The sequence below is a fragment of the Lysinibacillus sp. BS3 genome, from assembly GCF_039614735.1.
Lineage (GTDB): Bacteria > Bacillota > Bacilli > Bacillales_A > Planococcaceae > Lysinibacillus > Lysinibacillus capsici.
In genome coordinates this window covers 3,235,956-3,250,192 of record NZ_CP154860.1, presented here as the reverse complement: position 1 = coordinate 3,250,192, position 14,237 = coordinate 3,235,956, and the positions used below count along the sequence as shown (strand labels likewise).

At 42.5% G+C, this 14,237-nt stretch carries 10 protein-coding genes, 8 tRNA genes and 3 rRNA genes; 1 reads left to right on the top strand and 20 read right to left on the bottom strand.

Annotated elements, in window-relative coordinates:
- The first annotated feature begins 80 nt into the window (after positions 1-80).
- Positions 81-1,091, top strand: coding sequence for an aminopeptidase P family protein (locus AAJG31_RS16050; RefSeq protein ID WP_279496395.1), 1,011 nt, complete (start codon positions 81-83; stop codon positions 1,089-1,091).
- Between the two features lie 159 nt (positions 1,092-1,250).
- Here the strand turns inward: AAJG31_RS16050 and rrf are convergent.
- From rrf to AAJG31_RS15950, 20 genes are all read right to left on the bottom strand, one after another.
- Positions 1,251-1,366: ribosomal RNA gene (gene rrf / locus AAJG31_RS16045) — 5S ribosomal RNA — on the bottom strand.
- Between the two features lie 191 nt (positions 1,367-1,557).
- Positions 1,558-4,485: ribosomal RNA gene (locus AAJG31_RS16040) — 23S ribosomal RNA — on the bottom strand.
- 181 nt (positions 4,486-4,666) lie between these two features.
- A 16S ribosomal RNA gene (locus AAJG31_RS16035) occupies positions 4,667-6,218 on the bottom strand.
- Together the 16S, 23S and 5S rRNA genes with 8 tRNA genes alongside form the textbook arrangement of a ribosomal RNA operon.
- A gap of 197 nt (positions 6,219-6,415) precedes the next feature.
- Positions 6,416-6,489: transfer RNA gene (locus AAJG31_RS16030), tRNA-Gly, on the bottom strand.
- Positions 6,490-6,506: 17 nt separating this feature from the next.
- A tRNA-Arg gene (locus AAJG31_RS16025) sits at positions 6,507-6,583 on the bottom strand.
- A gap of 22 nt (positions 6,584-6,605) precedes the next feature.
- Positions 6,606-6,691, bottom strand: a tRNA-Leu gene (locus tag AAJG31_RS16020).
- A gap of 66 nt (positions 6,692-6,757) precedes the next feature.
- A tRNA-Lys gene (locus AAJG31_RS16015) sits at positions 6,758-6,830 on the bottom strand.
- 15 nt (positions 6,831-6,845) lie between these two features.
- A tRNA-Gln gene (locus AAJG31_RS16010) sits at positions 6,846-6,920 on the bottom strand.
- Positions 6,921-6,925: 5 nt separating this feature from the next.
- Positions 6,926-7,001: transfer RNA gene (locus tag AAJG31_RS16005), tRNA-Asp, on the bottom strand.
- Between the two features lie 30 nt (positions 7,002-7,031).
- Positions 7,032-7,103 (bottom strand) — tRNA-Glu (locus AAJG31_RS16000).
- 1 nt (position 7,104) lies between these two features.
- Positions 7,105-7,181: transfer RNA gene (locus AAJG31_RS15995), tRNA-Asn, on the bottom strand.
- 91 nt (positions 7,182-7,272) lie between these two features.
- Positions 7,273-7,734 carry a SprT family protein gene (locus AAJG31_RS15990; protein ID WP_048394293.1) on the bottom strand — a complete coding sequence of 154 codons (462 nt, stop codon included), beginning with the start codon at positions 7,732-7,734 and terminating at the stop codon, positions 7,273-7,275.
- 67 nt (positions 7,735-7,801) lie between these two features.
- Positions 7,802-9,973 (bottom strand): Tex family protein, encoded by a 2,172-nt coding sequence (locus AAJG31_RS15985; protein WP_269897921.1) that lies wholly within the window; start codon positions 9,971-9,973, stop codon positions 7,802-7,804.
- Between the two features lie 135 nt (positions 9,974-10,108).
- A complete protein-coding gene (gene sigB / locus AAJG31_RS15980) occupies positions 10,109-10,894 on the bottom strand; it encodes an RNA polymerase sigma factor SigB (RefSeq protein WP_066038032.1) in 786 nt (261 codons plus the stop codon).
- A complete protein-coding gene (gene rsbW / locus AAJG31_RS15975) occupies positions 10,872-11,342 on the bottom strand; it encodes an anti-sigma B factor RsbW (protein ID WP_016993413.1) in 471 nt (156 codons plus the stop codon). The genes sigB and rsbW overlap by 23 nt, the downstream gene beginning before the upstream one ends.
- Positions 11,342-11,674, bottom strand: coding sequence for an STAS domain-containing protein (locus tag AAJG31_RS15970; protein ID WP_016993414.1), 333 nt, complete (start codon positions 11,672-11,674; stop codon positions 11,342-11,344). Before AAJG31_RS15970 ends, rsbW begins: the two co-directional genes overlap by 1 nt.
- A 63-nt stretch (positions 11,675-11,737) precedes the next feature.
- On the bottom strand, positions 11,738-12,688 hold the full coding sequence (locus AAJG31_RS15965; protein WP_048394289.1) for a PP2C family protein-serine/threonine phosphatase: 951 nt from the start codon (positions 12,686-12,688) through the stop codon (positions 11,738-11,740).
- Between the two features lie 58 nt (positions 12,689-12,746).
- Positions 12,747-13,148, bottom strand: coding sequence for an anti-sigma regulatory factor (locus AAJG31_RS15960; protein WP_048394287.1), 402 nt, complete (start codon positions 13,146-13,148; stop codon positions 12,747-12,749).
- A 361-nt stretch (positions 13,149-13,509) separates the two neighbouring features.
- Positions 13,510-13,860: a type II toxin-antitoxin system PemK/MazF family toxin gene (locus AAJG31_RS15955; protein ID WP_004232054.1), complete on the bottom strand. Its 351-nt coding sequence runs from the start codon at positions 13,858-13,860 to the stop codon at positions 13,510-13,512.
- A gap of 4 nt (positions 13,861-13,864) precedes the next feature.
- The gene (locus AAJG31_RS15950) at positions 13,865-14,128 is read right to left on the bottom strand and encodes a hypothetical protein (RefSeq protein WP_004232053.1); all 264 of its coding nucleotides are present in this window, start codon (positions 14,126-14,128) and stop codon (positions 13,865-13,867) included.
- Positions 14,129-14,237: the final 109 nt, after the last annotated feature.

Here is a 14,237-nt window from a genome sequence, read left to right as displayed (position 1 = left end):
ATTTAACTTTGAAGGGGGAAACATAACATGTCAAATTAGAACAATTACAAGCAGCCTTACAGCTCCACAATACCGATGCAATTATTATCACAAATGCTCAAAATCGTCGCTATCTAACAGGTTTTACAGGTAGTGCAGGTACAGTTATTGTAACAAAGACACGCGCACTTTTATTAGTAGACTTCCGCTACACACAGCAAGCAACAAATCAGTGTGACACCTTTGAAGTACTAGAGATTGATCGCAACCATTTATATGAAACCATTCAGGAAATTCTTGAACAGGAATTAATTCAAACTGTTGGTTTTGAGCAACATCATGTAACTTATTTTAGCTATCAATTAATGAAGAGCAAATTGACAGCTATATTAAAACCAATGCCTACTATTGTAGAAGATTTACGGATGATTAAAACACCAGAAGAAATTGAAATAATTAAGAAAGCAGCATGGATTTCCGATGAGGCGTTTAATCATATTCTGACATTCATCAAACCAGGAATTTCAGAACTTGATATTGCCTATGAATTAGAGTCTCATATGCGAAAAAATGGTGCAACAGGTGCAGCCTTCGATATGATTATTGCTTCTGGCCATCGTTCAGCACTCCCACATGGCGTAGCATCCTCTAAAATAGTGGAGCAAGGTGACATGTTGACAATGGATTTTGGTGCTTACTACCGAGGTTATCGTTCTGATATGACAAGAACGATTGCTGTTGGAGAACCATTAGAGCAATTAAAAGAAGTATATCAAATAGTTTATGGTGCCTTACAACATGCCCTTTCCAATATGAAGGCTGGTATAACTGGACAAGAGGCCGATAGTTATTCACGAGACTACATTACTAAAAAGGGATATGGACAAAATTACGGACACGGTGCAGGACATGGTATAGGCTTAGATATCCATGAAAACATATTTATGTCTACCATATGTAAAGACATGTTAGAAGAAAATATGGTACTAACTGTCGAACCGGGTATTTATATACCTAATGTAGGTGGTGTTCGAATCGAGGATGATGTTATCGTTACAAAAGAAGGTGTGGAAGTCATCACTCACTCTCCTAAGGAACTCATTATTTTATAGCCCATTAAAGTGATGTTTTATATGGAGATATCATTAAAGAAGTTTAGCTGCTTACTTTGATATATAACAAATGTTTTAAAGAGTAAGTACAATAAATTCTTTGTATTTACTCTTTTTATAAAAGAAAAAACAGCCAACACACAGCTGACTGTTTTGTTTGCCTAGCGACGTCCTACTCTCACAGGGGGAAGCCCCCAACTACCATCGGCGCTAAAGAGCTTAACTTCCGTGTTCGGTATGGGAACGGGTGTGACCTCTTTGCCATCATCACTAGACTTATGCGACCTCCAATACACGGCGTATTACTGCGTCAGCTGCTCTCGTTCAATCAGTCACGTACAGAAGTACGCTCCTTCAATCACTCGTTTGCTTCCTTGTACTACTTGTGTCTTGAAGCTCTCTTTTTTTGTTGAAAGATTTATTCTTTCAAAACTGGATAAACGGTGCATTGAATGTTTCAAACGTTTTGGTTAAGTCCTCGATCGATTAGTATTCGTCAGCTCCATGTGTCACCACACTTCCACCTCGAACCTATCTACCTCATCGTCTTTGAGGGATCTTACTTACTTGCGTAATGGGAAATCTCATCTTGAGGGGGGCTTCATGCTTAGATGCTTTCAGCACTTATCCCGTCCACACATAGCTACCCAGCGATGCCTTTGGCAAGACAACTGGTACACCAGCGGTGTGTCCATCCCGGTCCTCTCGTACTAAGGACAGCTCCTCTCAAATTTCCTACGCCCACGACGGATAGGGACCGAACTGTCTCACGACGTTCTGAACCCAGCTCGCGTACCGCTTTAATGGGCGAACAGCCCAACCCTTGGGACCGACTACAGCCCCAGGATGCGATGAGCCGACATCGAGGTGCCAAACCTCCCCGTCGATGTGGACTCTTGGGGGAGATAAGCCTGTTATCCCCGGGGTAGCTTTTATCCGTTGAGCGATGGCCCTTCCATGCGGAACCACCGGATCACTAAGCCCGTCTTTCGACCCTGCTCGACTTGTAGGTCTCGCAGTCAAGCTCCCTTGTGCCTTTACACTCTACGAATGATTTCCAACCATTCTGAGGGAACCTTTGGGCGCCTCCGTTACCTTTTAGGAGGCGACCGCCCCAGTCAAACTGTCCGCCTGACACTGTCTCCTGCCCCGCTAAGGGGCATGGGTTAGAATTTCAATACAACCAGGGTAGTATCCCACCGACGCCTCCTTCGAAGCTGGCGCTCCGAGATCTCTGGCTCCTACCTATCCTGTACAAGTTGTACCAAAATTCAATATCAGGCTACAGTAAAGCTCCACGGGGTCTTTCCGTCCTGTCGCGGGTAACCTGCATCTTCACAGGTACTATAATTTCACCGAGTCTCTCGTTGAGACAGTGCCCAGATCGTTACGCCTTTCGTGCGGGTCGGAACTTACCCGACAAGGAATTTCGCTACCTTAGGACCGTTATAGTTACGGCCGCCGTTTACTGGGGCTTCAATTCGCAGCTTCGCTTGCGCTAACCACTCCTCTTAACCTTCCAGCACCGGGCAGGCGTCAGCCCCTATACGTCACCTTACGGTTTTGCAGAGACCTGTGTTTTTGCTAAACAGTCGCCTGGGCCTATTCACTGCGGCTCTCATGCGCTTGCACGCTCAAGAGCACCCCTTCTCCCGAAGTTACGGGGTCATTTTGCCGAGTTCCTTAACGAGAGTTCTCTCGCACACCTTAGGATTCTCTCCTCGACTACCTGTGTCGGTTTGCGGTACGGGCACCTCTCACCTCGATAGAGGCTTTTCTTGGCAGTGTGAAATCAGGAACTTCGTCCATACGGACTCGCCATCACAGCTCAACGTTACAGTGTGCGGATTTGCCTACACACACGCCTTACTGCTTGGACGCGCACAACCAACGGCGCGCTTACCCTATCCTACTGCGTCCCCCCATTTCTCAAACGGTGAGGAGGTGGTACAGGAATATCAACCTGTTGTCCATCGCCTACGCCTATCGGCCTCGGCTTAGGTCCCGACTAACCCTGAGCGGACGAGCCTTCCTCAGGAAACCTTAGTCATACGGTGGACGGGATTCTCACCCGTCTTTCGCTACTCATACCGGCATTCTCACTTCTAAGCGCTCCACCAGTCCTTCCGATCTGACTTCAACGCACTTAGAACGCTCTCCTACCACTGACATCGTAGATGTCAATCCACAGCTTCGGTGAATCGTTTAGCCCCGATACATTTTCGGCGCAGCGTCACTCGACCAGTGAGCTATTACGCACTCTTTAAATGATGGCTGCTTCTAAGCCAACATCCTGGTTGTCTGTGCAACGCCACATCCTTTTCCACTTAACGATTACTTTGGGACCTTAGCTGGTGGTCTGGGCTGTTTCCCTTTTGACTACGGATCTTATCACTCGCAGTCTGACTCCCGTGTATAAATATCTGGCATTCGGAGTTTGTCTGAATTCGGTAAACCGGGATGGCCCCCTAGTCCAAACAGTGCTCTACCTCCAGTATTCTCATCACGAGGCTAGCCCTAAAGCTATTTCGGAGAGAACCAGCTATCTCCAAGTTCGATTGGAATTTCTCCGCTACCCACACCTCATCCCCGCACTTTTCAACGTGCGTGGGTTCGGGCCTCCAGTAAGTGTTACCTCACCTTCACCCTGGACATGGGTAGATCACCTGGTTTCGGGTCTACGACCACGTACTATTTCGCCCTATTCAGACTCGCTTTCGCTGCGGCTCCGCCTTCTAAAGCTTAACCTTGCACGTAATCGTAACTCGCCGGTTCATTCTACAAAAGGCACGCTATCACCCATTAACGGGCTCTAACTACTTGTAGGCACACGGTTTCAGGATCTCTTTCACTCCCCTTCCGGGGTGCTTTTCACCTTTCCCTCACGGTACTGGTTCACTATCGGTCACTAGGTAGTATTTAGCCTTGGGAGATGGTCCTCCCGGATTCCGACGGAATTTCACGTGTTCCGCCGTACTCAGGATCCACTCAGGAGAGAACGAACTTTCGACTACAGGGCTTTTACCTGCTCTGGCGGACCTTTCCAAGTCGCTTCATCTAACTCGCTCTTTTGTAACTCCGTATAGAGTGTCCTACAACCCCAAGAGGCAAGCCTCTTGGTTTGGGCTCTTCCCGTTTCGCTCGCCGCTACTCAGGGAATCGATTTTTCTTTCTCTTCCTCCAGGTACTTAGATGTTTCAGTTCCCTGGGTCTGCCTTCAAGACGCTATGTATTCACGTCAAGATACTACGCGATTAAACGTAGTGGGTTCCCCCATTCGGAAATCTCCGGATCAAAGCTCACTTACAGCTCCCCGAAGCATATCGGTGTTAGTGCCGTCCTTCTTCGGCTCCTAGTGCCAAGGCATTCGCCGTGCGCCCTTAATAACTTAACCAAGTTATTAAGCCTATAAAAAACTTAAAAAATAAATGTGTTTGTTACAATTTCAATGTCGTTTTATCCAGTTTTCAAAGAACAAGTTTTGAAGTGTTTCATTCAGATAGAATGAACCTTCAAAACTGAACGCAAAACGTAATCTTACAAACCCAAGGTTTGTATTCCGAAATAATCCTTAGAAAGGAGGTGATCCAGCCGCACCTTCCGATACGGCTACCTTGTTACGACTTCACCCCAATCATCTATCCCACCTTCGGCGGCTGGCTCCAAAAGGTTACCTCACCGACTTCGGGTGTTACAAACTCTCGTGGTGTGACGGGCGGTGTGTACAAGGCCCGGGAACGTATTCACCGCGGCATGCTGATCCGCGATTACTAGCGATTCCGGCTTCATGTAGGCGAGTTGCAGCCTACAATCCGAACTGAGAACGACTTTATCGGATTAGCTCCCTCTCGCGAGTTGGCAACCGTTTGTATCGTCCATTGTAGCACGTGTGTAGCCCAGGTCATAAGGGGCATGATGATTTGACGTCATCCCCACCTTCCTCCGGTTTGTCACCGGCAGTCACCTTAGAGTGCCCAACTAAATGATGGCAACTAAGATCAAGGGTTGCGCTCGTTGCGGGACTTAACCCAACATCTCACGACACGAGCTGACGACAACCATGCACCACCTGTCACCGTTGCCCCCGAAGGGGAAACTATATCTCTACAGTGGTCAACGGGATGTCAAGACCTGGTAAGGTTCTTCGCGTTGCTTCGAATTAAACCACATGCTCCACCGCTTGTGCGGGCCCCCGTCAATTCCTTTGAGTTTCAGTCTTGCGACCGTACTCCCCAGGCGGAGTGCTTAATGCGTTAGCTGCAGCACTAAGGGGCGGAAACCCCCTAACACTTAGCACTCATCGTTTACGGCGTGGACTACCAGGGTATCTAATCCTGTTTGCTCCCCACGCTTTCGCGCCTCAGCGTCAGTTACAGACCAGAAAGTCGCCTTCGCCACTGGTGTTCCTCCAAATCTCTACGCATTTCACCGCTACACTTGGAATTCCACTTTCCTCTTCTGCACTCAAGTCCCCCAGTTTCCAATGACCCTCCACGGTTGAGCCGTGGGCTTTCACATCAGACTTAAAGGACCGCCTGCGCGCGCTTTACGCCCAATAATTCCGGACAACGCTTGCCACCTACGTATTACCGCGGCTGCTGGCACGTAGTTAGCCGTGGCTTTCTAATAAGGTACCGTCAAGGTACAGCCAGTTACTACTGTACTTGTTCTTCCCTTACAACAGAGTTTTACGATCCGAAAACCTTCTTCACTCACGCGGCGTTGCTCCATCAGGCTTTCGCCCATTGTGGAAGATTCCCTACTGCTGCCTCCCGTAGGAGTCTGGGCCGTGTCTCAGTCCCAGTGTGGCCGATCACCCTCTCAGGTCGGCTACGCATCGTCGCCTTGGTGAGCCGTTACCTCACCAACTAGCTAATGCGCCGCGGGCCCATCCTATAGCGACAGCCGAAACCGTCTTTCAGTCTTTCACCATGAAGCAAAAGAGATTATTCGGTATTAGCCCCGGTTTCCCGGAGTTATCCCAAACTATAGGGTAGGTTGCCCACGTGTTACTCACCCGTCCGCCGCTAACGTCAAAGGAGCAAGCTCCTTTGACGTTCGCTCGACTTGCATGTATTAGGCACGCCGCCAGCGTTCGTCCTGAGCCAGGATCAAACTCTCCATAAAAGAAATTTGATTAGCTCAAATGTTTTGCTGGCATCATGTTTGATGTCCAAAATTTTTGTTTTGTTCACTAACCGAAGCTAGCTACTTAAAACTTTATTGATTACGTTTTGCTTGTTCAGTTTTCAAGGTTCATGTCATCGCCCTTTTGGACAACTATTTAAATTTACCATACAACCAAGAGGTTGTCAACACTTTTTTGGAGCGGGTGATGAGAATCGAACTCACGACATCAGCTTGGAAGGCTGAGGTTTTACCATTAAACTACACCCGCATATATTTTCTTGAAAATGGCGCGCCCGGCAGGAGTCGAACCCACAACCTTCTGATCCGTAGTCAGACGCTCTATCCAATTGAGCTACGGGCGCATATGAAATTAATTAATTGACTTGGTGCGGCCGAGAGGACTTGAACCTCCACGGGGTTGCCCCCACTAGGCCCTCAACCTAGCGCGTCTGCCGTTCCGCCACGACCGCATTCAATTAGTAACTTTTTTATTATACTATGATAATTCAAAAAGTCAACTCTTTTTCTTAAAGAGATGAGCCATGAAGGACTCGAACCTTCGACCCTCTGATTAAAAGTCAGATGCTCTACCAACTGAGCTAATGGCTCGAATTAAGAAATGAATGGCTGGGGTACTAGGATTCGAACCTAGGCATGACGGAATCAAAATCCGTTGCCTTACCGCTTGGCTATACCCCAATAAGTGGCGGTCCCGACCGGGATCGAACCGGCGATCTCCTGCGTGACAGGCAGGCATGTTAACCGCTACACCACGGGACCAAAATATTATTTACATTAAATTATGAAAAATGACCCCTACGGGATTCGAACCCGTGTTACCGCCGTGAAAGGGCGGTGTCTTAACCACTTGACCAAGGGGCCATGGCTCCGAAGGCAGGACTCGAACCTGCGACAACCTGATTAACAGTCAGGTGCTACTACCAACTGAGCTACTTCGGAATAATTCATGTTATGTTGTCGTCGTTATCTTGTCGACTTTTACTATTATAGGGACAACTCAACAAAACGTCAACTATTTTTTAAACTTTTTTTACTCTACTAATTTTAATTTCCCCAAACACTTACTGCAACAATACCTTTCAACATTCATTTTTATTTTCCGTATATATAATTGGTGGCAATTGACACAAGTATATGTATAGCGTCGTCGTTGTTTTTTAACTGTAGCTTTCGGGACATGTAAAACTGCGCAAAATCGAGGGGCATCTACTTTCCTTAATAATTCTCTAAAATCTTTATCTCGATGCTGATACCCTTTACCTTCAATATGTAGGTGATAATGGCATAATTCGTGTAAAACAATACCTTGAATCTCTTTCAAACCGTATAACTCATAGGCTTTAGGATTAATCTCAATATTATGGGATTGTAAAAGATATCGTCCTCCCGTTGACCGTAATCTCGGATTAAAGTAGGCTTGATGCAGAAAAGGCCTCTGAAAGTTTTCTAAAGATAAGCGACGAACAAGCTCTTGTAATTCTTGATTGTCCATAGTAATCACCTCTAACAACAAGAATACCACACTGCGTAGTATAGACAGTGTGGCAAAAATTTAGTACTCAAACTAATGCTTGATTTTTAGGAGGAAGCATCGTTAAAGAGATACGCCCTTTCGTTACATCTATTTGTTCAACCCAGACAGTTACAATATCCCCAAGTGCCACAACTTCTAATGGATGCTTAATACGTTTATTTTGGAGTTTAGAAATATGCACAAGTCCATCTTGCTTCACGCCAATGTCAACAAATGCGCCGAAATCTACTACATTTCTTACCGTCCCCTGCAATTCCATACCTACTTTTAAATCTTCCATTTTTAATACATCAGTCTTAAGCAATGGTTGTGGGAATGCATCACGTGGGTCACGACTAGGTTTCATTAAGGTATCCACGATATCTTGAATTGTCACAACTCCTACTCCAAGCACATCACTTAATTTTTGGATATTTAGTGCTGCAATAGCATCCTCTGCCTTCTGTGTCCCTAACTCTTTTTTATCTATTTGAGCCTCTGCTAATATTTGCTCAGCAAGGGCATAGCTCTCAGGATGAATACCTGTAGCATCAAACGGATTTTTTGCTTCTGGGACACGTAGGAAACCAATAGCTTGTTCATACGTTTTGGCGCCTAACCTTGGAATCTTCTTTAATTGCGCACGTGTAGTAAATTGACCATTTTCCTCTCGCGTCTTTACGATATTCTCTGCAACAGTTTTTGATAGACCCGAAACATATTGTAAGAGTGATGATGAAGCCGTATTTACATCTACACCAACTTGGTTAACAGCTGTTTCTACTATAAAAGATAGCGATTCATTTAATTTTTTTTGAGAAACATCATGCTGATACTGACCTACACCCACAGCTTTTGGTTCAATTTTCACTAACTCTGATAAAGGATCCTGTAAGCGACGTGCAATGGAGACAGCACTACGTTGTTCAACCTGTAAATCAGGAAATTCTGTACGTGCAATTTCAGACGCTGAATAAACAGACGCCCCCGCTTCATTGACAATCACATAGGCTATGTCAGTAGTAAGTTCATTTAATACATCCGCGATAAATTGTTCTGTCTCTCGAGATGCTGTACCATTACCAATGGCAATTATACTTATTGGATACTTTGCCAAAATTCCTTTTACAATAGCTTTGGATTTTGCCACATCTGGTTTCGGTGGATGTGGGTAAATAGCTGTAACCTCAAGCATTTTCCCAGTTTCATCTACAACCGCTAGCTTGCAACCTGTACGGTAAGCTGGATCAACCCCTAAAACATATTTACCTTTCATAGGTGGTTGTAGCAATAGGTTACGTAAATTTTCGGAAAAAATATGAATAGCCTGTGCCTCAGCTTTTTCTGTAAGCTCGTTTCGTAATTCCCTTTCAATTGAAGGCTGAATTAAACGCTTGTACGAATCCTCGATTGCTAGTTTAACTTCTGCAATAGCAGGAGACGAACCAGTTGCAGGTATCCATTCTTTCCACATAATCATTAATACTCGATCCACCGGCACATGAATAGAAACCTTTAAGATTTCTTCTTTCTCTCCTCGGTTTATCGCTAAAATACGGTGTGGTACAATGCGACTAACAGGCTCTTCATATTCGTAATACATTTCAAAAACATTTTTCTCGTCGATTTCTGTATTTTTCACAGACGTCACAAGAATTCCATCTTTCCATGAATAAGCTCGGATTTTTTCACGAATAGAGGCATCGTCCGCAAAACGTTCTGCTAATATATCTCGAGCTCCTATCAGGGCTTCTTCCGTATTAGTAACTTGTTCGTTGTCCACAAAGTCAGTTGCTAATTGCTCTAATGCATCATCACTAAATGCTAACAGGAGATCTGCAAGAGGCTCTAAACCTTTCTCTTTTGCAATCGTCGCCTTTGTACGTCGTTTTTGCTTATAAGGTCTATATAAATCCTCAACACGTTGTAAGATTGTTGCAGAAAGAATAGTCTGCTCTAATTCTGGTGTAAGCTTTTCTTGCTCTTGGATTAATCGTATAACTTCTTCTTTTCGTTGTTCAAGTTGCTGTATGTAGTGATAACGATCTTCTACAGCTTTAATTTGCACCTCATCAAGTGATCCTGTAACCTCTTTTCGATAGCGCGCAATAAATGGTACCGTATTTCCCTCTTCTAATAAGTTAATAACAGCTTCTACTTGCCCTGGTTTGACTGCTACATCCTTTGCAATGAGCTGTAACATTTGCTTTTGCTCCACATCATCACTACCTTTTTCTTTTCATTTTACCATTACACTTTACTAAAAATGCAAAAAAATAGTCTACTCAGACGAATATGAGTAGACTATTTCCATTCATTTTAAAGGTATTTTTCATTAAACACCCACGAAAGATTAGAGCGAAACACCGCCACTTGCTAGAATAGCCTCTTGTAATTTCTTTATTGCTTTCCTTTGTATCCTCGATACATGCATTTGAGAAATCCCTAATCGTTCTCCAGCTTCTTTTTGACTAAGTTGCTCTAGATATGTAAGCTGAATAATTTGTTTTTCCCTCTCATTCAACACAACCAGCGCCTCTGAAACAATCATTCGTTTATTGGTCATTTCATAGCCATCGTCTTCCCTGCCCAAAATATCGAATAACGTGACTGTACTACCGTCTGAGTCTGACTCTATCGAATGGTCCATAGAAAGAGCTTGATAACTACGGCTCATTTCCATAGCTTCTAGTACCTCTTCCTCTGCTACTTCTAATCGTTCAGCAATATCTTTAATGGATGGAGAACGCTGTAATTCAATTGTCAGCGCCTCCACAGTTGATTTAATCCTCGGCCCAAGTTCCTTTATACGTCTAGGCACATGCACATCCCATGTTTTATCACGTAAAAAACGTTTGATTTCCCCAACAATTGTTGGCACGGCAAAAGCTTCAAAACTACGACCAACATTCGGATCAAAACGTCTTATTGCACCTAACAATCCCAGCATCCCTACTTGAACAATATCATCATAATATGATTTACCATTCGAATATTTACGAGCTATAGATTCAACTAGATATCGATAATGAATCACTAAATTGGTTTGTGCTTCATCATCCTCCGTTGACTGGTACAATTCAATCCACTTAAGTACATCTTCTTTAGATGAAGATTTATGTAGTGATTCTTTCGACATTTTTCTCCACCTGCTCCCTAGTGACATACTTTGTCATGAAGACAGTTACGCCACCATCGTTATTGATCATCACCTCATCCATCAAAGTTTCCATTAAATAAAGTCCCAAACCACCTTCTCTTAGCCCTGCAATACTTTCTTCAGGATGATACGGCCCAATCTTAGACTTAATCTCTTCAAAATTAAAACTATTGCCGTAATCCGCAATCATCATTTCCATTTTATTGTCGTACAGCGCACACCCGATGACAATTTCACCCTCTTCTTCGTCTTTATAAGCATGGTGAACAACATTTGTCACAGCCTCACTTGCTGCAATTTTTAAATCTTCAATATCATCATAATTAAAGCCAATCCTACTCGCTAAGCCCGAGACAGTTAATCGAATGACACTGACAAATTGCGGTTTAGCAGGAACTCTAATTTCAATATAGTCAAATTCCTTCATTATCTTAATTCCACCTTTTTATCAGTTTCGATATCCATCAAATCACTAAGACCAGTAATTTCAAATAATCTTTGTAACCTATTCGATAAACCAACGAGCTTTACTTTACCATTTTCACGTAATGCTCTTTTATAAAAGGCAACAAAAATCCCAAGTCCTGTACTATCCATGTAATTTACCTTTGATAGATCAAGCTCAATTTCTAAACCCTCTGTAATCTTTACAGCTTCTAATTCGTCTCGTAATCCTGAAGCAGTAAACGTATCAATCTCACCCTCAACAAAGCCAAATAATTTATGATCAATTTCTTTAAAATGTATCGTTACGTCCATATAGCACACCTCCACCATATTTGTTAGACTATTTTCTCTACCCTGTTCAATTTAAACTTAAACCTATTTTTTTAAAATAACTACAGTAAAATCATCAAATAGTTTAAAATTTTGCACTCTCTCTATTTCCTTATAAAGGAGCTGACACAATTGCTGGGCAGATAAATGTCTATTTTCTTTTATTAAAGTTGTGATTACCTCTCGCGAATTTAATTCTTCTTTCACTCTAAATTCTGTCACACCGTCGGTCATCATAATAATCAAATCATTCTCTTCTAACACAATTTCATGAAACGTATAGTTTGTTTCAGACAATACACCCAATAGTAAACCTTTAGCCTCTAAGGTAAAGAACTGATCGTTCTTTGCACTATAATGTAAAGCTGGTTCATGGCCTGCCGAAGCATAAGAAAAAATGTTTTGCTCTACATCTAAGCAGCCATAAAACATCGAAACAAACATACTGTCATCCACACCTTTTTCTATTACCCTATTAATAACTTCTAAAACATATGAGGGATCTTTATATGCATATACTAATGTTTCAAGTCCATATTTCACCATCGACATACATAAAGCAGCAGGAACTCCTTTACCGACAACATCTGTCACAGCCACACTCAAATATTCTTCTCCATCATGAAAAAAATGTACATAATCGCCGTTCATTTTTCGAATAGGTACTGAAATCATACCTATATCAATATTTTGCATATTCGGCACATAAGTTTTCAACAATGTTTTTTGGATGTTTGTCGCTATTTTCATTTCCATTTCATATTCAGCTTGCTTTTGAAGTAAACTTTGATGCTCTCTATGTGCCATTCCATAATGCACCATTACTTCAATCAAAAAATCATAAGCAGGCTGTGATTCGTTCATTTGATTCGGAAATATTTGTTCTACAGCATTTTTATGAATGCTAATAACATCCTCGGGAGAAATATTTTTTTGAATTAACTGACGTGTGAAGTTCTGAGCGATATATAAATTTCTTTCTGTTTGGTTGACCATATAATCTGCTAATATTTTTTTATACTGAGCTTCTAATTGTTTCAGTTTTCTTCACGTCCTAACGCAACCATTTTTCCGCTCTTATCGTTGTTCCCTCTCCAACGACAGATTGAATATCTAAACTATCCATCAATCGTTTAACACCTGGCAAACCAGCACCTAGCCCCCCCGAGGTGGAATAACCATCCTCCATTACTTTACGAACATCTTTAATACCAGGCCCTTGATCTGTTGCAACAACAACTATTTTCTTTTCAGTATCTGCTTCAACCCTTTCAATTGCTATGATACCTATACTTGCATATAAATAAATATTTCGTGCTAATTCACTAATTGCCGTGGTGATGCGGGCTTGATCAACAGTGCCAAATCCAAGTGCTTTTGCTTCATTGCGCCCCAGTTGTCTAGCTGCAACAATATCCCACTCTGTAATAATTTCAACCGAAGACCTATATGTCACTGCTGTCCCTCCATTTCCTTTGGAGTTATACTCTTACACTTTTATTCAAACTGCTTGCCATCATTTAAAATGAATGAATTGCCTCTATAAATGGAATATTCTATGTAAATTTTCATATACCTTTTAAGAATTTTTTCAAAAATCTATTTTTATTAAAAATCTTGTGTATATCTTAAAGCTTTTTGTAACATTTATCAATTACACCTTGGCTTAATTATTTCAGGTACTTCATCTTTCGTAGCAAAATCGCTTGCTGAGCAAGATCTATCGTAATTCAAATTATGGTAAAGACATTTCAAGGATATAAGACAAAAAAGCATCGAGATATCATAATCTCGATGCTTCTATACACATATGTATATCAAAATTTAACTAGACCTAAACTAATCATCAACGCACCATCAACTTTTTCCATCACAGCATGATCCAGTTGCGTAATACGATCCGTCAATCTTGACTTATCAATTGTCCGCACTTGTTCTAGCAAAATAACCGAATCACGTTCAAAACCATACTTTTCAGCATTGATTTCAACGTGTGTCGGTAACTTTGCCTTTTGAATCTGTGCAGTGATAGCTGCGATGATGACAGTCGGACTAAATCGATTGCCAATATCATTTTGAATAATCAGCACCGGCCTAGTGCCTCCTTGTTCAGAACCTATTACCGGTGATAAGTCTGCAAAAAAAACGTCACCACGTTTTACATTCAAAGTGTCATCCCCCGCTAACGAGACGCTCCACCATATGTTGTGCTTCATACTCTGCATGCAAGCATTCGCTCGCAATCATTAAATTAATATGAGACATTTCAACATATCCTTTAATCATAGCTTCCCGTATTTGATTTGGTTGCTCCTGCATTAAATTTTTGCGCGCCAAAATACGCACAAAAGATTCACCTTCAATTACTTCCTTTGTTTGTAGAAATAGTCTGTCTTGAACAGCAATTGTAGCTTCTCTTAACTTTTTCTCGTACACAGCAAGCACCTCCAACGGAACCATACACTTTTCATTACTTCCCATTCTATCATTGAAAGATATTGTTGAAAAGACATGAAATGACAAAATATCTGACAATTTGAAGTAC

What these genes read in the sequence shown, in the direction of transcription:
- AAJG31_RS15990 (WP_048394293.1), bottom strand. Translation starts at nt 7,734, where the DNA reads ATGGACAATCAAGAATTACAAGAGCTTGTTCGTCGCTTATCTTTAGAA.
- sigB (WP_066038032.1), bottom strand. Translation starts at nt 10,894, where the DNA reads ATGTCGAAAGAATCACTACATAAATCTTCATCTAAAGAAGATGTACTT.
- rsbW (WP_016993413.1), bottom strand. Translation starts at nt 11,342, where the DNA reads ATGAAGGAATTTGACTATATTGAAATTAGAGTTCCTGCTAAACCGCAA.
- AAJG31_RS15970 (WP_016993414.1), bottom strand. Translation starts at nt 11,674, where the DNA reads ATGGACGTAACGATACATTTTAAAGAAATTGATCATAAATTATTTGGC.
- AAJG31_RS15965 (WP_048394289.1), bottom strand. Translation starts at nt 12,688, where the DNA reads ATGGTCAACCAAACAGAAAGAAATTTATATATCGCTCAGAACTTCACA.